The sequence below is a fragment of the Streptomyces sp. NPDC059201 genome, assembly GCF_042754585.1.
In the GTDB taxonomy this organism is placed as follows: Bacteria; Actinomycetota; Actinomycetes; order Streptomycetales; family Streptomycetaceae; genus Streptomyces.
The window spans coordinates 406,943-425,069 of the sequence record NZ_JBHZBB010000004.1; the positions used below are offsets into that span (position 1 = coordinate 406,943).

Here is an 18,127-nt window from a genome sequence, read left to right on the forward strand (position 1 = left end):
ATCCTCTGATCCACCGGCGCATCCTCTGATCCTCCGGGATCACGGGTCGCGCAGCAGCCGTACGCGCGCAGGCACGCGCACGGAGGGCCGTCACTCCTCGGGGGAGGGACGGCCCTTCGGCGTACGGCCTTCGGGGTTCCCGGGGCGCGTCCGTCTCCCGGCGCCGCGCACCCACACTCCCGGAAGGCGGCACCATGCGAAGCACAGCGGTACGGCGGGCGGTCGGAACCCTGGCTGTCCTCGGCGCACTCGTCGGCGCGGGCGTCGCGCCGTCCCGGCCGGCGGCCGCGGCCGCCGGCCGGGACGGCGTCCTGGAGCAGGAGCTGGGCCTCTATCCCGGTGCGCCCGGAGCGAGTTCGGTCCACGACCTGTACACCGAGGACCCGAACTTCACGGGCGACGTCTTCCTCGGTCCCGGCACCGGCCAGGGTGGGGCGGTACTCGGCAACGTCGCCTCGGTCCTCAACCAGGACACCGTCGCCTGGTCCGTGTACACCCAGCCGTACGGAGGCGGCAGCGACGGCTACGTACCCCCGGGCTATCGGGGGTACTTCTCGCCCACCCTCGGGCCCCTCATCTCCTCCGCCTACCGGTACTAGGCCAGCTGTCCGAAACCGGGCCGTCGTCAACCGGTCAATCCGCGGCGGTGACCGGCCCGGTTCCCGAGGTGGTGCGCCGCGGGACGGCACCGCCGCCTCGAACCCGGCCGAGCGGACGTCGGCACAGCTCAACGCAGAGCCAGTCCGGCCACCCCGCCGACGGCGGCACGTACGGCGCGCTCCTCCCCTCCGGAGCCGCCATGCTTTGCCGGCGCAACTTTCCGCCACGGCGGAGAGCTATCCGAGTCCGGTGCGGGAAGTCGCAGGCCCCTGCCGTCCGTTGTACCTCGTGTCGCGTCGTCCTGGGGGGGATACAGACATGCTCCGACATTGCCGGCTGTGCACACCGGAACAGGAACACAGAGACGGAACGAAGACGGAGGAGACGGGGGAGACGGAGGAGGGCCACGTCAATCCGGTCATCGACGCCTTCCAGCACATCGACACCCTTACCGAGCGGGAACGGGAGGTCCTCGCCGCCATGCCGGCCGGCGAGTCCAACGCCGACATGGCGGTCACGCTCGGCATCACGGAACGCACCGTCAAATTTCACGTGACGAACCTACGGGAGAAGCTGGGAGGGCTCTCCCGCATCCAGCTCCACCTGCTGGCCCTGCTCACCGAGGCCGTACGCCCGCGCCGTCCGCAGGGGTGAAGTCCGCGCTTACGCCTTCGGGGCCACCTTCGAGAGGCCGTTGATGATGCGGTCCATCGCGTCGCCGCCGGTGGGGTCCGTGAGGTTGGCCAGCATCTTGAGGGTGAACTTCATGAGGACGGGGTGGGTGAGGCCGCGCTGGGTGGCGATCTTCATGACCTTCGGGTTGCCGATGAGCTTCACGAAGGCGCGGCCGAGGGTGTAGTAGCCGCCGTAGGTGTCCTTGAGGATCTTCGGGTAGTTGTGCAGGGCCAGTTCGCGCTGGGCGGGGGTGGCGCGGGCGTGGGCCTGGACGATGACGTCGGCGGCGATCTGGCCGGACTCCATCGCGTACGCGATGCCCTCGCCGTTGAAGGGGTTGACCAGGCCGCCCGCGTCGCCGACGAGCAGCAGGCCCTTGGTGTAGTGCGGCTGGCGGTTGAACGCCATCGGGAGGGCGGCGCCGCGGATCGGGGTCGTCATGTTGTCCGGGGTGAAGCCCCAGTCCTCCGGCATCGACGCGCACCACGCCTTCAGCACCTCGCGCCAGTCCAGCTCGCGGAAGGCGGAGGAGGAGTTGAGGATGCCGAGGCCGACGTTGGAGGTGCCGTCGCCCATGCCGAAGATCCAGCCGTAGCCGGGGAGGAGGCGGTCCTCGGTGCCGCGCTTGTCCCACAGCTCCAGCCACGACTCCAGGTAGTCGTCCTCGTGCCGGGGGGACGTGAAGTACGTGCGGACCGCGACGCCCATCGGGCGGTCCTCGCGGCGGTGCAGGCCCATCGCGAGGGAGAGGCGGGTCGAGTTGCCGTCGGCGGCGACGACCAGCGGGGCGTGGAAGGTGACCTCGGTCTTCTCCTCGCCCAGCTTCGCGTGGACGCCGGTGATGCGGCCGGTGCGGTCGTCGATGACGGGGGCGCCGACGTTGCAGCGCTCGTACAAGCGGGCGCCGGCCTTCTGCGCCTGGCGGGCGAGCTGCTCATCGAAGTCGTCGCGCTTGCGGACGAGGCCGTAGTCCGGGTACGAGGCGAGGTCGGGCCAGTCGAGCTGGAGGCGGACGCCGCCGCCGATGATGCGCAGGCCCTTGTTCCGGAGCCAGCCGGCCTCTTCGGAGATGTCGATGCCCATGGAGACGAGCTGCTTGGTGGCGCGGGGGGTGAGGCCGTCGCCGCAGACCTTCTCGCGCGGGAAGGCGGTCTTCTCCAGGAGCAGCACGTCGAGGCCGGCCTTGGCCAGGTAGTACGCGGTGGTGGAGCCGGCCGGGCCCGCTCCGACGACGATCACATCTGCGGTGTGCTCGGAGAGGGGCTTCTCGGTCACGGCGGATCTCCCGAAAGGTCAGCGATGAGGTCGTAGGGAAGTCTAGGGCGGGCGGTGGGGAGCGGGGCGGAGGGGCGGGGCTACCGCTCCGGGTGCCAGGCCGCCGACGGCCAGGCGTACTCGTCGAAGCCGTCGGGGAGCCGGCCGCAGGGCACGTAGCCGGTCATGGCGTACGTCCCCGTCGGCTCGTACCAGTCGACGCTGACGGTCCTCCCGGAAGCGGGATCCTCGAAGCGGAAGCCGCGGTCGGAGACGTTCTCGGAGATGAGCCTCCACCCGGCAGCGGCCAGCCTGGCCCTCGTGCGGTCCTGTCCGGCGCGGGCCGCTGCCCCGGACACCCCGCGCACCTCCCAGCGCAGCGCGAAGCTGCGGACGTCGGAGCGGGCCTCGTCGATGTGGGCGAGGGAGCGCAGGCCCCGGTAGTAGCAGCTGCCCGTCTCCACCCGGCCCTCGACCGGCACGGTGCCCGGCGGCAGCCTCGCCTCGTCGTACGCCCACCGGGCCTCGTCCTTCAGCCGGGCCGCGGCCGCCTCCGGGTCGGCGGCCGGGTACGGGGAGCCGAACCACACCGCGGCGGCGAGGACGGCGAGTCCTGCGGCGGCCGTGGCGAGGAGGGCCCGGCGGACGGGGCGGGAGGGACGGCGGAGGTTCATGATCCGATCATCCGGCGCCGCAGACCCGCGCCGCATCGGCGCGGGTACTCAGCGGCGTACTCACCCGGGGCCGGGGCTCGCTACTCCGCCTTGAAGCCCCGGTGGAGGGCCACGATGCCGCCGGTCAGGTTGCGCCAGGCCGCGTTGGTCCAGCCTGCTTTCTGGAGGAGGGCCGCCAGGGAGGGCTGGTCCGGCCAGGACTGGATGGACTCGGCCAGGTAGACGTACGCGTCGGGGTTGGAGGAGACCGCGCGGGCCACCGGCGGCAGCGCGCGCATCAGGTACTCCTCGTACACCGTGCGGAAGGGCGCCCACGTCGGGTGCGAGAACTCGCAGATGACGATCCGCCCGCCGGGCTTCGTCACGCGGTACAGCTCGCGCAGCGCCTGCTCGGTGTCCTGGATGTTGCGCAGGCCGAAGGAGATGGTGACCGCGTCGAAGACGTCGTCCCGGAAGGGCAGCCTCGTGCCGTCGCCCGCCGTGAACGGCATCCACGGGTGCCGCTGCTTGCCCACCCGCAGCATGCCGAGCGAGAAGTCGCACGGCACGACGTACGCGCCCGCGCGCGCGAAGGGCTGCGACGACGTGGCGGTGCCGGCGGCGAGATCGAGGATCTTCTGCGCGGGCCGCGCGTCGACCGCCTTGGCCACCTCCTTGCGCCACCTGCGGTCCTGGCCGAGCGAGAGCACGTCGTTGGTGAGGTCGTAGTTGGCCGCCACGTCGTCGAACATGGAGGCGACTTCGCGCGGCTGTTTGTCCAGGTTGGCTCGGGTCACGCCCCCCATTCAAGCAGCCCGGTCCCCGGCGGGCACCGACGGCCGGCGTGCGGCGCGCGGGGCGGCGGGGGTCAGCGGCGCAGCGCCTCCGCGGGCTCGATGCTGGCGGCCCGCCAGGCGGGGTACAGGCCGGCCAGGACGCCGGTGACCAGGCCGATGGCGGGGGCCGCGGCGACGGTCTCCGGGTGGACGACGGGGGTCCAGTCCCGCACCCACGCCACCGTGACCACCGTCAGCGTGCCGAGCGAGGTGCCGATGAGGCCCCCCAGGGTCCCGAGGGCGCCGGACTCCGCGAGGAACTGCGCGGTGATGTGGCGGCCCCGGGCGCCGAGGGCGCGTCGGAGGCCGATCTCCCCGGTGCGTTCCAGGACGGCGACGAGCGTGGTGTTGGCGATGCCGACCGCGCCGATGATGAGGCAGATCCCGGCCAGGACGAGGAAGAGCTGGTTGAGGTCGGACGTCACGTTCGACCGCAGGCTCTTCGGATCCGGCGGCGCGACCGCCTTCAGGTACTCGGGGTGGTCGGGCCGCAGCGCCGTCGGAGCGAGCCGGGCCACCTGCTGGGCGGCGCCCATGTCGGTGGCGATGAGCATCCGGGCGTCCGGGCGTCCGGAGATGCCGCCCCAGACCTCGTCCGCGGTGGTGCGGGGGACGACCACGGACATCAGCAGGTCGGCTTTCCGCTCGACATCGCCGATGATCCCGACGACGGTGAACGGCTCGTCGCCGACGAAGATGGCCGGCTGGGTCGCGAGGGTGGTGATGCCGAGCCGGGCGGCCGTGGACGCGCCGAGGACGGCCACCCGCTGCCTGGTGCGGGAGTGGTACGTGTCGTAGAGGCGGCCCTGGGTGAGGGTCGGCACGGCGGCGGCGAGCGCGCCGGGAGAGGCGGCGACCACGTCGACCGGCTCGCCCTCGGCGCCGGCGCCGACGGGGGCTGCGCGGACGGCGTGCGAGGCGTCGAGCCGCACCTCGTAGTAGACGCCGGCGTGCCGGACGCCGTGCAGCCGCTCGACGCGGGCATCGGCGTCCTCGGGGAAGCCCGGCCCGGCGAATTCGTTCTGCTGGGCGGCGACGTCCTCGATCTCGACCTGGGTGGCGCTGAGGACATTGAAACGGGCGTCGATCTGCGAGGAGGTCGTCGCGGTCAGGCCGAGGATGGCGACGAAGGTGCCGACGCCGAGGACGGTGCCGAGCGCGGTGAGGGCGGAACGGGCGGGCCGCTGGAGGACGCCGGCGAGCGATTCGGCCACGGCGTCGCGCGGCGCGAAGCGGGACGGCTCGACGGGGCGGCTCCGGGCCCGACGGCCGGGCAGAAGGCGGCGCGCGCTCATGCGGTGGCCGTCCGCTCGTCGAGACGGCCGTCGCGAATGGCCACCGTCCGGCCCCCGCGCTCGGCGACTTCCGAATCGTGGGTGATGACGAGCACGGTCATCCCGTCGCGGTTCAGCTCGTCGAGGAGTGCCAGCACCGTCCCCGCGTTGGCCGAGTCGAGGTTGCCCGTCGGTTCGTCGCACAGCAGCAGCGAGGGGCGCGCCACCAGGGCCCGCGCGATGGCGACCCGCTGCCGTTCGCCGCCGGAGAGACGGGTGGGCAGGGCGTGGACGCGATGGCCGAGGCCGACCCGCTCCAGGGCCTCGTGGGCGAGGCCGGTGCGCTCGCGGCGGCGGAAGCCGTTGTAGACCATGGCCAGTGTCACGTTCTCCAGGGCCGAGCGGTGCGGCAGCAGGTGGAAGGACTGGAAGACGAAGCCGATCCGACGGCCGCGTAGCGCGGTGCGATCGCCGTCCTTGAGGGTTCCCGTGTCGATCCCGTCGAGCACGTAGGTCCCGGTGGTCGGGGTGTCGAGCAGCCCGGCGATGTTGAGGAAGGTCGATTTCCCGGAGCCGGACGGCCCGACGACGGTCACGAACTCACCCCGCTCGATCCGCAGGTCGCAGGGCGTGAGCGCCGGCACGGGCGGTGGCCCGGGGTAGGTGAGCCCGACCTGGCGGAACTCGATGACGGGTGGAGTGCCGGCGAGGGTGCCCGGAGTGCCGATCTGCGTGGCGAGGGCGTCGGGGTGTTTCGGGAGCTCCTGGGGCCGGGGGTTCTTCGGGGGCTTCATGGGGTCTTCCCGCCGGAGGTCGTACCCGTGCCCGCGCTGCCGGTCAGGCCGGGGTTGACGCCGGTGATGACGTTGTCGCCCTCCTCGACGCGGACGGAGCCGACCGGTGTGATCTCGACGAAACCGTCGCCGGTGGTGCCGGGGCGCACCTCCACCTGGCGGCGGACCGAGCCCTCGACGACGGTGACCGTGGTCCGGCCGTCCGCACCCGCCGACACCGCGCTCACCGGGACGACCAGCGCATCGCCGCCGGTGGACGCCGCCTCGATGGTCAACCTCACGTCCTGTCCGGCGAGTTCGGGGGCGAGCGGCTTGTCGGGCCGTACGGTCATGGCGTAGCCCCGCTCGCCTCCGGCGCCCTGCCCGCCCTGCCCGTCCTGGTCACCGCCGGTGCCGCCGGGCTGCCCGGGGGCTTGGGCCACCGTCATGGTGTCCGCGACGGAGTGCACGCGGGCCGCGGCGGCCACGCCGCTCACCTCCGAGAGGATCTCGACCTTCTGACGGGCTCGGACCAGCCCCTTCTGGTGCTCCTGGAGCTGGGCTCGGACGACGAGGGCACCGGCCGAGACGGTCATGACCGGGCCGGAGACGGGGGAGCCGGTACGGGCCCCGAGGGTGTCGACCCGGGCGGGGAAGCCCTCCAGGAAGACCACTTCGCCGGCGGGCAGCATGGGTCCGGTGACGGCGCGAGCCTTGGAGAGGGCCGTCACGGCTTTGGCCAGGTCCTCGCGGGCCCGCTGGACGGAGCGTTCGGCGGCGGCGGAGCCTTCCGCACCGCCCGAGCCTGAAGGGTTGCCCTTGCCGGGGGCGGTGCCGCCTCCGTCCTCAGGGACGGGAGGCGCCTCGGTGGCTTCCCGGGCGGCTTCCCGGGCCGCGTCGCGGGTGGCCACGGCGTCCTCCAGCGCCCGCTCCGCGCCGGTCACCGCTTCCTCGGCCGAGGTCACGGACGCGCCGCCGTCGGCGAGCGCCGGCAGCGGGTCGTAGCCGATGGAGGCGTAGAAGGCGGTAAGTGCCGTCTTGGTCCCGGCGCCGAAAGTGCCCTTCGGGTCCGGGCCCGTGCCGTGGCCTCGCTGAGCGAGGGCCTCCTGGAGCTGTTCGACGTCCTCGCCGGTCGCCCCCGGCTTGAGGTCGCGGTAGACGGGGAGCTTGCCCCGAAGGGCGAAGACCGGCCGCCCCGACACTTCGAGGAGGACGCGGCCGGCGGTGATCCGGTCGCCGACCGCGACCGGCGTCTTGGTGACGACGGGACTGCCCGCGCCCTCCGCCGACATGACCGGGGCGACCTGCACGGTCTGCGCCGCCGTCGCCGTGCCGCGCACGATGACGGTGTCTTTCAGGACCCTCTTCTCGACCCGGGCGACGAGGACGTCCATCGGTGGCGGCCCCGCCTCGGCCGCCGCCTGGGCGGGCGATTTGATCAGCCGGGCCGCGCCGATGCCCGCGCCGGACAGCACCACGGCGCCGATGGCGACGACCGCGACCCAGCGGCGGCGGCGCGCGAGGCCGGATGCGGGAGCGGGCGCCTGCTCGACGGCGTGGTCCGGAGTGTTCTCCGGCTCGGTCATCCGCCGACCTTGCCGTCGGTCCTGGTCTTGTCCTTGCCCCCGCACTTCGCCAGTGCTTCCATCGCCGCCGGGTTCCCCTTCAGGCCGAGCGACTCCAGGTCGTGGTCGCCGGTCTTCGGGTCCGGGTCGGGGAAGCCGGCGACGCCGTTGCGCCGCATGCAGGCGGTGAGCTCCCGGGCGGCGGTCAGTTCGGCCGCGTCAGCGTCGGGGATGTCGAGCTTGCCGGCGCAGGCCGTCTCCGCCTGCTTCACCTTTGCGGGGTCCGCTTTCGCGAGGTCCACGACCGGGATGCCTGAGCCGGTGTTCTTGACCGGGACGCCCTGCTCGGCGATGCAGGCGAAGTACGCGGCCTGCTTCGGGTCCGCGTCGCCCTTCCCGGCGGGATCGCCGGCGGACGCGGAGGCAGAGGCCGAAGCGGACGCGGACGCCTGACCGGTAGTGGCCGTCGGGCCGGGCGCCGCCTTGTCGGTGCCGCCGTCCGAGCAGCCCGTCGCCAGCAGGGCGACCGCGAGCAGAGCCGGGCAGAGTGCCGTCCGGACACGTCGAAGAACCACAGGAGAACCCCTTCAGGATGCCCCCGGCGCGGAACGGCACCAGGGCTCGGGCGCGGATCACCGCCGTACCCGAAGAGCACCGTAGGCGATCGCCCCAACCCCGGACACTGTCCCAAAGGACAGTAGTGGCAAGGAAGTTGCTCGTGTTCACTGAGCGGCGGCCCGGACCGGATCAGTCGGACGATCCGCCCGAGCCGGTCCGACGGTCTCATGTCCCCGACACCGAAAGGCACCTCGTGAACAAGCTCCTCCGCGTCGCCGCCACCGCCGGTCTGCTCCTCGGCGCCGTCGCCGTCTCCACCGGCAGCGCGAACGCCGCCGGAAAGGACGGCTGGCTGACGAGCGGCGAGTTCGGCCTCTTCTGCTTCCAGGCCCAGGCGAACTCGGTCTTCGACCTCTTCACGCACGACGAGAACTTCAGCAACGACTACTTCAAGGGCTCGCAGAGCTGCGCCGGTCACACCACGAACGACTGGACCGAGTCGTACCTGAACCGCGACACGTACGAGTGGAGCGTCCACACGAACGCCGAGGGCTTCGGCAGCGACGGCTACATCCCGGCCGGCTACCGCGGCGACGCCACCAGCACCTTCAAGAACAGCATCTCCTCGGCCTACATCAACTGACGGCCGCGCCTCACCCCGCACAAGGTCACTGCTCCGCCCGTAAGCGCCGGGCGGAGCAGTGGCCGTGGATGCTATCCGATCCATGACGGAGTCACCATGCCCACCTCCCGTGTCCGCCCGACGGCCCGCCCGCTCGCGGTCGCGACCGCCCTCGTGATCGCCCTCGCCGCGTGCTCCTCCTCCGACGGGCAGAACGGGTCCGGCCAGTCCGAGCCCGCCATCGGCGACGTCCCCGTGCTGCTGGACAGCGCCACGCTCCGGTTCCCGCTCGACACGTACGTCCCCACGAGTGCGCAGCGCGCGGCCCTCGCCGAGGCCCAGGACGTCCTGATCGACCAGTGCATGAAGCGGTACGGCTACCGGTTCGCGCTCCGCAAGGGCCGTTCTTCCGGCGGCGACAACACCCTGCGGTACGGGGTGAGCAGCCCGGAGCGGGCCGCCCGCTACGGCTACGAGAACCCGGAGCTCGCCAACCGGCCGCAGAAACCGCCGGCCCGGCAGATGGGCCCCAACGAGAAGCTCGTCCTGCACGGTGAGGCCCAGGTCGATCCGTCGAAGCCGGTTCCGATGAGCCAGGAGGAGGCGGAGAACTCCGAGCTGGGCGTGATCACCGTGGCCGGCCAGAAGGTGCCGGCCGGCGGGTGCAGCCGTGAGGGTTTCCTCAAGCTCTACGCGCCGACCAGGGACTCCGTGGACATCATGGTCCCGCAGAACTTCGGCATGGATGCCTACGCCCGCTCCCAGGAGGACAGCCGGGTGCGCGAGGCGATCAAGGGCTGGTCCGCCTGTATGGCGAAGGCCGGGTACGAGACGGACGACCCGGTCAGCCCGCAGAACGACCTCGGGTTCGCCGACACGACGCTCGACGGCTCCAAGGCCGTGTCCGCCGCCACGAAGGACGTCGCCTGCAAGAAGGAGACGAACCTCGTCGGCATCTGGTCGACGGTGGAGACCGCGTATCAGAAGCGTCTGATCGAGCAGAACGCGGAGACGCTCGACAACGCGAGAAAGCAGCTGGAGACCCGGCTGAAGCTGGCCGCGCAGCTCACCACCTGACCTTTCCCCACCCGCTCCTCACGAAGGACTTCTTCATGCGTATCCGCATACCGACGGCGCTCGGCGCCGCACTGGCGGCCGCCGCCCTCTGCACGCTCACCGCTGCCGGCACGGCCTCGGCCGTCGAGAAGGACGGCTGGCTGACGGCGAACGAGATGGGCCTGTACTGCAACTCCTACCAGGGCAGTTCGGTGTTCGACCTCGGCTCGCACAGCTGGGACGAGAACCTCGGCAACGACTACTTCAAGGGCTCGCTGAGCTGCGCCGGCCAGAAGGTCGACAACAATACGGCCTCCTACTGGAACCGCACGTCGGACAACACGCTGAACGTGTTCACCGGCACGCACTCCACCGGTTCGCAGGGCTACATCCCGCCGGGCTATGTCGGCAACGCGTCCGCCACCTTCAAGAACAAGATCTCCTCGGTCGACACCTCGTACATCATCGGCTGAATCGGATCATGACGCGCCGCTCCACCCGTGCCACCCGCACCGCCGCACGCCGTCGCCGCAGGCGGCGCCGGAACTCACTCCTGGCCGCCCTCACCGTGCTCGGTCTCGGTGCGGGCGGCACGGCCGTCCTGCTGCGCGAGGACGAGTCCCCGGCCCGGGCGGCGGAGGCTCCCCGGGCCTCCTCGTCCCGTACGGCCCCGGCGCCCCCGGCCGCCACCACCAAGCCACCGCCCACCTCTACCCCGCCGACAACGGCCCCCGTGATGACGGTCCCGGCGACGACGGCTCCGGGCCGCGTCCCCGTACCGGCGGACGGGCCGGGCACCTTCACCCGCTCCCGGGTCGGCGGCGAGCGCCAGGGGCGCGGGCCCGTGCGCACCTACCGGATCGAGGTGGAGGACGGGATCGAGCTGGACCCGGACGAGACGGCCCGGACGGTCGCCTCGGTCCTCGGTCACCCCCGGGGCTGGACGAGGAACCCGGCGTACGGCTTCCGGCTGGTGGCCTCCGGCCCCGTCGACTTCACCATCCGGATCGCCACCCCCGGGACCACCGACCGGCTCTGCTACGTGACGACCCCTGCCAGCAAGGGGAACGTCAACTGCCGGATCGACCACGCCGTGGTGGTCAACCTGAAGCTGTGGGTACGCGGTTCGCCCCGCTTCGACGGTCCCATCGAGGAGTACCGGGCGCTGATCGTCAACCACGAGGTGGGGCACGAGATCGGCCGCGGGCACGAGACGTGCCCCGGTCCGGGCCAGCCCGCGCCGGCCATGATGCAGCAGATCAAGGGGCTGCTCGGCTGCGTGGCGAACGCCTGGCCGTACGACGGGGACGGGCGGTACGTGCAGGGTCCACCGGTGCCCTGAGCGGGGCCGTGGCAGGGGCCGCGCACCGCTGCTATCGAGCCGATCCCGGACCGTGCGTCCGCCTCCGCGGGCGGGTTCCCCGGCGAGCGCGTACCGACGCCGTCGCACCCACCCGGATCCGCCCGCCGCCTCTTACCGCCGGGTCCGGACACGGGTCGGTGGACGGTCGGCGGCGGGCCCGCGGCCGCGGCCGCAGGGCGGTTGCTCCCGGGAATCCCGAGGTGGCCGGGCGCACCCTGGGGCCTCGCCAGAGGCCCCAGGCCACACCCCCCCCTCCCAAGCAAACATTCATCATTCACGAAAGCACATTTCTGCACCTGCCACACCCTCGGGCGGCAGGTGGCGAACCATGCCCTCGCGAGCACTCCACAAGGGCGCCTCCCCCTCCTCCTCGACCCCTCCGGAACGAGCGCCTCCCGACCGCTCCGCGCCGCGCGCGAGCCCTCCGGCCGAGGACCTCCGCTGGCCGATTCCCTCCCCGGCGCGGGCCGGACCGCGTGCTAGATTCCGTCGCCGACGCCGGCACACTGGGGGGACCCATGCGACACGACTGCCTCGTTTGCGCTGATCACAGCTCTCTCTTCGCCTGCGACAGCGCGACGGCGACCCGACTCGTGCCCACGCCGGTCCACCACCTGACCCCGATGGAACAGCGGGTCTTCACCGCCCTGCACACCGGCCCGTCGAACGAGGAACTGGCCGCGCGGCTGCGCGTCACCGCACGCACCGCGAAGTTCCACGTGACCAACCTGCGGGCCAAACTGGGCGGGCTGAGTCGCCTCCAGCTCTGCGTGCTCTCGACCCTGACCGGCATGCGCATCCCGGCCGTCTGCGCCTCATGCGCCTGCGCCATCGCAAAGGCCCATGGACTCGCCGACAGCGCGTAGGGCCGATTCCAGACACCCGACCACCGATCTCCGGCCAATCCCACTTTCCTTTCAACCTTTCCGGCCCAACTCCGCTCGGTCCATGTCGGAGGTCCTCCCCGGTGGGCGGGGCGGACCGGTCGAGCGTCGAGAGAGGGGGGCGGATGCCGGAGCATCCGTCGAGGCCGCCGCGGGCCGCCGTCCGCGAGCACCACGGCACCACGGACTTCGAGGAGTACGCCGCGATCGGCCAGCGCCGGCTCTACCGCACCGCGTACCTGCTCTGCGGCGACACCGAGGCCGCCCGTGACCTGACCCAGACCACCCTCGCCAAGCTGTTCCAGCACTGGCGCAAGGCGAGCGCCGCGGACAACCTCGACGCCTACGCAAAGACCGTGCTGGTGCGGACCTTCATCACCGAGCGCCGGCGCTCCCTGCGTGACCTGCTCGCCCACACCCGCATCGCGCCCCGCACCGAGGCCCAGGCCGCGGTCCCCTCCGACCTCCGGGTCACCCTCCTGGCACTGCTCGACGAACTCCCGCCCCGGGCAAGGGCGATCGTCGTGCTTCGCTACTGGGAGGACCTGAGCGTCCAGAGCGTGGCGTCGCTGCTGCGCTGCAGCGAGTCCACGGTGAAGAGCCAGTGCTCGCGTTCCCTCGCCCGGCTGCGCGCCCAACTGGGCGACGCCCACGTCTACACCGTCGGGAGCTGACCGCCACCATGCGTCCCATCGAAGCCCCGGCGGACTCGCCCGAGGAGCGCGCCCTGCGGGGCGCCCTGACCGAGGCGGTCGACGCCCTGCCGCCGCTGCCCGACCTCGTCCCCGCGGCGGTGCGCGTCGGGCGCCGTCGCCGGGCCCGGGCGCGGGCCGCCAAGGCGGGCGGGGCCTTCGGCCTCGTCACCGCCGTCGCCCTGGGGCTCGCCGTGGTGAACCCCTGGCACGGCGGCCGCGAGGTGAATCTCCCCGCCGTGCCCGTGAGCCCCTCCGTGACCGGCACCGGGCCGGGCCGGGAGCCCGTCCACGTCGAACCGAGGCCAGGGGAGACCTTCCCCCACGCGCGGCTGCCCGAGGCGGCGAGGGCCCGGCTGGACGTCTTCCAGCAGCGGGCGGCGGTCGTCCTGGACGACCTGCTGCCCGCCGCCGTGGGCGCGATCCGGCCGTACGACAACGACGTGCGCGACTACCGGGGCGAGGGCGAGCCGGGCGGGGACGCGCGGGCGGGAGCCCCGTACACGGTGCGGTTCTCCGTGCGGCCGTCCACAGGTCCCGCCGAGACCTGCCCCGCCCTTCCCAAGAAGGGCGTGACCTGCCGGACCGAGCGGCTGGCCGACGGGACGCCCGCCCAGGTGACGCGCGCGCCGTCGAACACGCGGGGCGCCCGGGAGGTCACCCTGACCTACCGTCACGGCCGCAGCGACGTCCAGCTCTCGGTGACCCCGGACGCGGGCGCGGCCGGGTCCGCCCCGGTCTCCCCCGCCGACCTCGTGCGGCTGGCGGACGACAACCGATTCCGGGACCTGGTCCGGGAGGCGGACGCCCGCCCGATTCTCGGCAGGTCCTCGTACGCCGCCGACTGATCCCGCCCGCTCAGCGGGCCCGGTAGACCAGTCGCCCCGCGATGACCGTCGCCACGCAGGTCGACGCTCCTCGGCGGACGAGTTCCGCCGTGTCGGCTACGTCGAAGACGGCGAAGCGGGCCGGGGCGCCGGGGGTCAGGGGTGGGAGGAGGATCAGGGGGGTCGGGGAGAGGGACGGGGGGCCGGGGAGGGATTCCGGGCGGCGGCCTACCGCCAGGCCGGCGCGGCGGACCGCGTCGGTGGCGGCTCGGGCGCGCAGGTCGCCGGCCACCGCCACCGTGCCGTGGGCCAGCAGGCGCTGGACGCCGCGGCGGGCGCTCGCGCCGAGGCGGGCGGGGTCGGCGCGGAAGAGCTCGGCCGCCCGCTCGCCGGTGATCGGCGCGGTGCCGTACGTGTCGGCCTCGCGCGGGTCCGGGTGGTAGGTCCGCTCCAGGAGCTCGGGGGCGTACGGGTTGAGCAGGCCGGGCGTGAGGATGCCCGGCCAGCGGCGGAGGCGGGCGTCCTGGTTGGCCTCCGCCAGTTCCTCGTACGGGCCGACGGCGGCGATCAGCGCGCCGTCGACGAGGACGGCCAGCTCGGGGGACGCCTCGGCGGCGTGGAGAGTGAGCACCGGCCTCAGTTCGCGTCGAGGAGCTTCAGCTCAGGGTGGGCCGTGCCGCCCTCGATGGCCACGGACGAGATGTGCGAGGCGACGCGGTCGTCGACCGGGTCGTTCGCCGGGTCGTCGTGGACGGCCAGGTGCTCGTACGTGGTGGAGCGCTGGGCGGGGACGCGGCCGGCCTTGCGGATCAGGTCGATGATCTCCAGGCGGTTGGAGCGGTGCCTGGCACCGGCGGAGGAGACGACGTTCTCCTCCAGCATGATCGAGCCGAGGTCGTCGGCGCCGTAGTGCAGGGAGAGCTGGCCGACCTCCTTGCCGGTGGTCAGCCAGGAGCCCTGGATGTGGGCGACGTTGTCGAGGAAGATCCGGGCGATCGCGATCATCCGGAGGTACTCGAACAGGGTGGCCTGGGTGCGGCCCTTGAGGTGGTTGTTCTCGGGCTGGTACGTGTACGGGATGAAGGCCCGGAAGCCGCCCGTCCGGTCCTGCACGTCACGGATCATCCGCAGGTGCTCGATGCGCTCGGCGTTGGTCTCGCCGGTGCCCATGAGCATCGTGGAGGTCGACTCGACGCCGAGGCCGTGGGCGATCTCCATGATCTCCAGCCAGCGCTCGCCGGACTCCTTGAGGGGCGCGATGGCCTTGCGGGGGCGCTCGGGGAGCAGCTCCGCGCCGGCGCCGGCGAAGGAGTCCAGGCCGGCGGCGTGGATGCGGGTGATCGCCTCCTCGACGGAGACGCCGGAGATGCGCGCCATGTGCTCGACCTCGGAGGCGCCGAGGGAGTGGATGACGAGCTCCGGAAAGTCCTTCTTGATGGCGGCGAAGTGCTTCTCGTAGTACTCGACGCCGTAGTCCGGGTGGTGGCCGCCCTGGAACATGATCTGCGTGCCGCCGAGCTCGATGGTCTCCGCGCAGCGGCGCAGGATGTCGTCGAGGTCGCGGGTCCAGCCCTTCTTGGTGTCCTTGGGGGCCGCGTAGAAGGCACAGAACTTGCAGGCGGTGACGCAGACGTTGGTGTAGTTGATGTTCCGCTCGATGATGTACGTCGCGATGTGCTCCGTACCGGCGTAGCGGCGGCGGCGCACGGCGTCGGCGGCGGCGCCGAGCGCGTGCAGGGGCGCCGAGCGGTACAGGACGAGCGCCTCCTCGGGGGTGATCCGGCCGCCGGCGGCGGCGCGGTCGAGAACGGCTGTGACATCCAACGACGTGAGGTCGGCCTTCTCGGTCACCGTTTCGTCCCTTTCGGAGGGTTGTTGACAGACCGGACCAGCGTACGCCAGCGGGGTTGACGGGCCGGTCCGGGGTCCGCTTGGGCGTGAATTTCCGATGAACGTTCAATTGCGCGATTTCCGTGGAGGGAATGCGCGGATGCGGCGCGCGCCCCGGAAGGGACGGGAGGGGACCGGAAGGGACGGGAAGGGACGGGAACGGACGGGAAGGGAATTGCGGACGTGAATTGACGGGACCTCGGGAGCCGGGGGGCTATTCCGGCGGGAGCAGATCGACCCTCACGTCCGCCGGAAATCCGGTCGTGGGTCCGGTGCGGCGGGCGAACTCGCGTACTCCGGCGAGTTGCTCGGGGCCGAAGCGGAAGTCGAGCGTACGGAAGTACCGCTCCAGCAGCTCGGCGTCGAATGCCTCCCAGCGGGCGGCCTGTTCCGCGACCTTGGTGACCTCGTCGAGGGAGAGGTCGCGGGAGGCGAGGAAGGCCCGGTGGACGTCGTGGACGGTCTCCGGTTCGCGCGCCAGGTAGTCCCTGCGGGCGGCCCAGACGGCGAAGACGAAGGGCAGTCCCGTCCACTCCTTCCACATCAGGCCGAGGTCGTGGACCTGGAGCCCGAGCCGGGGCGCGTCGTGCAGCGAGGCGCGCAGCGCGGCGTCGCCGATGAGGACCGCCGCCTCGGCCTCCTGCATCATGAGGCCCAGGTCGGGAGGGCAGGTGTAGTACGCGGGCTCGACCCCGTACCGCTCCGAGAGCAGCAGCTGGGCGAGGCGGACGGAGGTCCGGGAGGTGGAGCCGAGGGCGACGCGGGCGCCGTCCAGCTCCTCCAGGGGGCGCTGGGAGACGATCACGCAGGACATGACGGGACCGTCGCAGCCGACGGCGATGTCGGGGAGGGCGACGAGCTCGTCGGCGTGCCGGAGGTACTCGACGAGGGTGATCGGACCGATGTCCAGATCGCCCCGGACGAGGCGCTCGCTCAGCTTCTCCGGGGTGTCCTTGGTCAGCTCCAGATCGAGGAGCGTTCCGGTCCTGGCGAGGCCCCAGTAGAGGGGCAGGCAGTTCAGGAACTGGATGTGCCCGACGCGGGGCCGGCTGCGCTGGAGCTCGTCGTTCGCATTGTCCACAACGCGAGGCTAGACCCGTCTCGTACGGTGGACATCGCCGGGGCGACATCGGCGCGGCGCGTCAGCGCGTTAGGGGTGGGTCAAACATGAGGGTGACGTGATCTTTCCCTCTATCGCTGTCTGCGGGCTGCGTGCTAGGCTCGTCCGCAAGTTGCAGTTTGGTTTCCCTTGCAGTACAGAGCCTGCGGAGCATGTGACCCGCAGGCTTTTGTAGTTTTCAGACTTGTTTGCAGGTTCTGGAGCAGGGCGACCCTTTGGCCCATAGGAGGGCTCATGGCTACCGGAACCGTCAAGTGGTTCAACGCTGAAAAGGGCTTTGGCTTCATCGCCCAGGAAGGCGGCGGCCCGGATGTCTTCGTCCACTACTCCGCGATCAACGCGAACGGCTTCCGCTCGCTTGAGGAGAACCAGGCGGTGAGCTTCGACGTCACGCAGGGCCCGAAGGGTCCGCAGGCGGAGAACGTCACCACGATCTGAGCGCCGTAGTGGCGATCTTGATCTTCTAGAGCAGTACCCAAGGAGCCCCGCTCCGTGCCGCAGGTGCGGTACGAGCGGGGCTCCTGCCCGTTTCGGCAGTTACGTACGCTGGACACATGACCGAACGGAAACCGCCGGGTGTCAGCTTCGAGTCCTTTGTCGACAAGCAGATCCGGGAGGCTGCCGAGCGTGGGGACTTTCGGAAGCTGCCCGGGTTCGGCAGGCCGCTGCCGGACGACGCGGCGCCCTACGACGAGCTGTGGTGGGTCAAGCAGAAGATGCACCGCGAGGGCATGGCGGTGCTGCCGCCCGCGCTCCAGCTGCGCAAGGAGGCCGAGGACGCGGCGGCGGCGGTGCTCGCGGCCGTCTCGGAGAGCCAGGTCCGGCGGATCCTCGGCGAGATCAACACCAAGATCGCGGAAGCCCTGCGCCGCCCGCCGGCCGGTCCGCCGCTGAACCTGACGCCGTTCGACGTCGAGGCGGAGCTGAGCCGGTGGCGGGAGGCGCGCGACCCCAAGGGGGCGTGATGAACAGTGCCGGTCTGCTGCTCGACTCCTTCGGCCGGATCCGGGAGGCGGTCCACGAGGCGGTGGAGGGCCTCGGCGAGGAGGATCTGGCCGCGCGGCCCGATCCGGACGCGAACTCGATCGCCTGGCTGGTCTGGCACCTCACGCGCATCCAGGACGACCACCTGGCGGGAGCCTTCGGTACGGAGCAGCTGTGGCGGTCCGACGGCTGGCGGGACCGCTTCGGGCTGCCGTTCCCGCCCGCCGCGACCGGCTACGGCCATACGTCCGCGCAGGTCGGAGCGGTACGGGCATCCGCGGAGCTGCTGCTGGGCTACCACGACGCGGTCCACGACCGTACGGCGTCCCTGCTGGCCCCGGTGACCAACGCGGACCTCGACCGGGTCGTCGACCCCGCCTGGGACCCGCCGGTCACGCTGGGCGTCCGCCTGGTCTCGGTCCTCGCGGAGGATCTTCAGCACGCGGGGCAGGCGGGGTATGTGCGGGGGGTGGTGGAGCGGAGGGGTGGGGGGTGAGGGGG

Annotated in this window: 22 protein-coding genes; 12 read left to right on the forward strand and 10 right to left on the reverse strand. The window is 72.1% G+C overall.

Annotated elements, in window-relative coordinates; all coding sequences use genetic code 11:
• Positions 1-194: 194 nt before the first annotated feature.
• On the forward strand, positions 195-599 hold the full coding sequence (locus tag ACFXMG_RS16290; RefSeq protein ID WP_384338798.1) for a hypothetical protein: 405 nt from the start codon (positions 195-197) through the stop codon (positions 597-599).
• Between the two features lie 319 nt (positions 600-918).
• Positions 919-1,254 (forward strand): helix-turn-helix transcriptional regulator, encoded by a 336-nt coding sequence (locus tag ACFXMG_RS16295; protein WP_383822635.1) that lies wholly within the window; start codon positions 919-921, stop codon positions 1,252-1,254.
• Between the two features lie 9 nt (positions 1,255-1,263).
• On the opposite strand, the gene ACFXMG_RS16300 is transcribed toward ACFXMG_RS16295, so the two are convergent.
• From ACFXMG_RS16300 to ACFXMG_RS16330, 7 genes are all read right to left on the reverse strand, one after another.
• A complete protein-coding gene (locus ACFXMG_RS16300; protein ID WP_383822638.1) occupies positions 1,264-2,550 on the reverse strand; it encodes a geranylgeranyl reductase family protein in 1,287 nt (428 codons plus the stop codon).
• An 80-nt stretch (positions 2,551-2,630) separates the two neighbouring features.
• Positions 2,631-3,203, reverse strand: coding sequence for a hypothetical protein (locus tag ACFXMG_RS16305; RefSeq protein ID WP_383822641.1), 573 nt, complete (start codon positions 3,201-3,203; stop codon positions 2,631-2,633).
• 80 nt (positions 3,204-3,283) lie between these two features.
• Positions 3,284-3,979 (reverse strand): demethylmenaquinone methyltransferase, encoded by a 696-nt coding sequence (locus ACFXMG_RS16310; protein ID WP_383822644.1) that lies wholly within the window; start codon positions 3,977-3,979, stop codon positions 3,284-3,286.
• A gap of 71 nt (positions 3,980-4,050) precedes the next feature.
• Entirely contained in the window at positions 4,051-5,313 is a 1,263-nt protein-coding gene (locus ACFXMG_RS16315; protein ID WP_383822647.1) for an ABC transporter permease, read from the reverse strand.
• Positions 5,310-6,086 carry an ABC transporter ATP-binding protein gene (locus ACFXMG_RS16320; RefSeq protein WP_383822650.1) on the reverse strand — a complete coding sequence of 259 codons (777 nt, stop codon included), beginning with the start codon at positions 6,084-6,086 and terminating at the stop codon, positions 5,310-5,312. Before ACFXMG_RS16320 ends, ACFXMG_RS16315 begins: the two co-directional genes overlap by 4 nt.
• Positions 6,083-7,651 (reverse strand): peptidoglycan-binding protein, encoded by a 1,569-nt coding sequence (locus tag ACFXMG_RS16325; RefSeq protein ID WP_383822653.1) that lies wholly within the window; start codon positions 7,649-7,651, stop codon positions 6,083-6,085. The genes ACFXMG_RS16320 and ACFXMG_RS16325 overlap by 4 nt, the downstream gene beginning before the upstream one ends.
• Positions 7,648-8,205, reverse strand: coding sequence for a hypothetical protein (locus ACFXMG_RS16330; RefSeq protein ID WP_383822656.1), 558 nt, complete (start codon positions 8,203-8,205; stop codon positions 7,648-7,650). The genes ACFXMG_RS16325 and ACFXMG_RS16330 overlap by 4 nt, the downstream gene beginning before the upstream one ends.
• Before the next feature lie 236 nt (positions 8,206-8,441).
• Between ACFXMG_RS16330 and ACFXMG_RS16335 the strand changes: the two genes are divergently transcribed.
• The 7 genes from ACFXMG_RS16335 to ACFXMG_RS16365 all read left to right on the forward strand — a co-directional run bounded on the left by ACFXMG_RS16335 (position 8,442) and on the right by ACFXMG_RS16365 (position 13,653).
• A complete protein-coding gene (locus tag ACFXMG_RS16335; protein ID WP_383822659.1) occupies positions 8,442-8,831 on the forward strand; it encodes a hypothetical protein in 390 nt (129 codons plus the stop codon).
• A gap of 96 nt (positions 8,832-8,927) precedes the next feature.
• Entirely contained in the window at positions 8,928-9,887 is a 960-nt protein-coding gene (locus tag ACFXMG_RS16340) for a hypothetical protein (protein ID WP_383822662.1), read from the forward strand.
• A 35-nt stretch (positions 9,888-9,922) separates the two neighbouring features.
• Complete coding sequence (locus ACFXMG_RS16345) at positions 9,923-10,339, forward strand: hypothetical protein (protein ID WP_383822664.1); 417 nt, start codon at positions 9,923-9,925, stop codon at positions 10,337-10,339.
• 8 nt (positions 10,340-10,347) lie between these two features.
• Positions 10,348-11,208, forward strand: coding sequence for a DUF3152 domain-containing protein (locus ACFXMG_RS16350; RefSeq protein WP_383822667.1), 861 nt, complete (start codon positions 10,348-10,350; stop codon positions 11,206-11,208).
• 614 nt (positions 11,209-11,822) lie between these two features.
• Positions 11,823-12,095 carry a helix-turn-helix transcriptional regulator gene (locus ACFXMG_RS16355; protein WP_383822670.1) on the forward strand — a complete coding sequence of 91 codons (273 nt, stop codon included), beginning with the start codon at positions 11,823-11,825 and terminating at the stop codon, positions 12,093-12,095.
• A 143-nt stretch (positions 12,096-12,238) separates the two neighbouring features.
• On the forward strand, positions 12,239-12,787 hold the full coding sequence (locus ACFXMG_RS16360) for a SigE family RNA polymerase sigma factor (protein ID WP_383822673.1): 549 nt from the start codon (positions 12,239-12,241) through the stop codon (positions 12,785-12,787).
• 8 nt (positions 12,788-12,795) lie between these two features.
• Positions 12,796-13,653: a hypothetical protein gene (locus ACFXMG_RS16365; protein WP_383822675.1), complete on the forward strand. Its 858-nt coding sequence runs from the start codon at positions 12,796-12,798 to the stop codon at positions 13,651-13,653.
• Between the two features lie 10 nt (positions 13,654-13,663).
• On the opposite strand, the gene ACFXMG_RS16370 is transcribed toward ACFXMG_RS16365, so the two are convergent.
• The 3 genes from ACFXMG_RS16370 to ACFXMG_RS16380 form a co-directional block, all read right to left on the reverse strand.
• Complete coding sequence (locus tag ACFXMG_RS16370) at positions 13,664-14,263, reverse strand: hypothetical protein (protein WP_383822678.1); 600 nt, start codon at positions 14,261-14,263, stop codon at positions 13,664-13,666.
• A 5-nt stretch (positions 14,264-14,268) separates the two neighbouring features.
• Positions 14,269-15,483, reverse strand: coding sequence for a cyclic dehypoxanthinyl futalosine synthase (gene mqnC / locus ACFXMG_RS16375; protein WP_383822681.1), 1,215 nt, complete (start codon positions 15,481-15,483; stop codon positions 14,269-14,271).
• A 253-nt stretch (positions 15,484-15,736) separates the two neighbouring features.
• Positions 15,737-16,603: a menaquinone biosynthetic enzyme MqnA/MqnD family protein gene (locus tag ACFXMG_RS16380; RefSeq protein ID WP_383822683.1), complete on the reverse strand. Its 867-nt coding sequence runs from the start codon at positions 16,601-16,603 to the stop codon at positions 15,737-15,739.
• A gap of 273 nt (positions 16,604-16,876) precedes the next feature.
• On the opposite strand from ACFXMG_RS16380, the gene ACFXMG_RS16385 reads away from it, so the two are divergent.
• From ACFXMG_RS16385 to ACFXMG_RS16395, 3 genes are all read left to right on the forward strand, one after another.
• On the forward strand, positions 16,877-17,080 hold the full coding sequence (locus tag ACFXMG_RS16385; RefSeq protein ID WP_030758451.1) for a cold-shock protein: 204 nt from the start codon (positions 16,877-16,879) through the stop codon (positions 17,078-17,080).
• A gap of 116 nt (positions 17,081-17,196) precedes the next feature.
• Positions 17,197-17,607 (forward strand): DUF1992 domain-containing protein, encoded by a 411-nt coding sequence (locus ACFXMG_RS16390; protein ID WP_383822686.1) that lies wholly within the window; start codon positions 17,197-17,199, stop codon positions 17,605-17,607.
• Entirely contained in the window at positions 17,607-18,122 is a 516-nt protein-coding gene (locus ACFXMG_RS16395) for a DinB family protein (protein ID WP_383822689.1), read from the forward strand. The genes ACFXMG_RS16390 and ACFXMG_RS16395 overlap by 1 nt, the downstream gene beginning before the upstream one ends.
• Positions 18,123-18,127 lie beyond the last annotated feature (5 nt).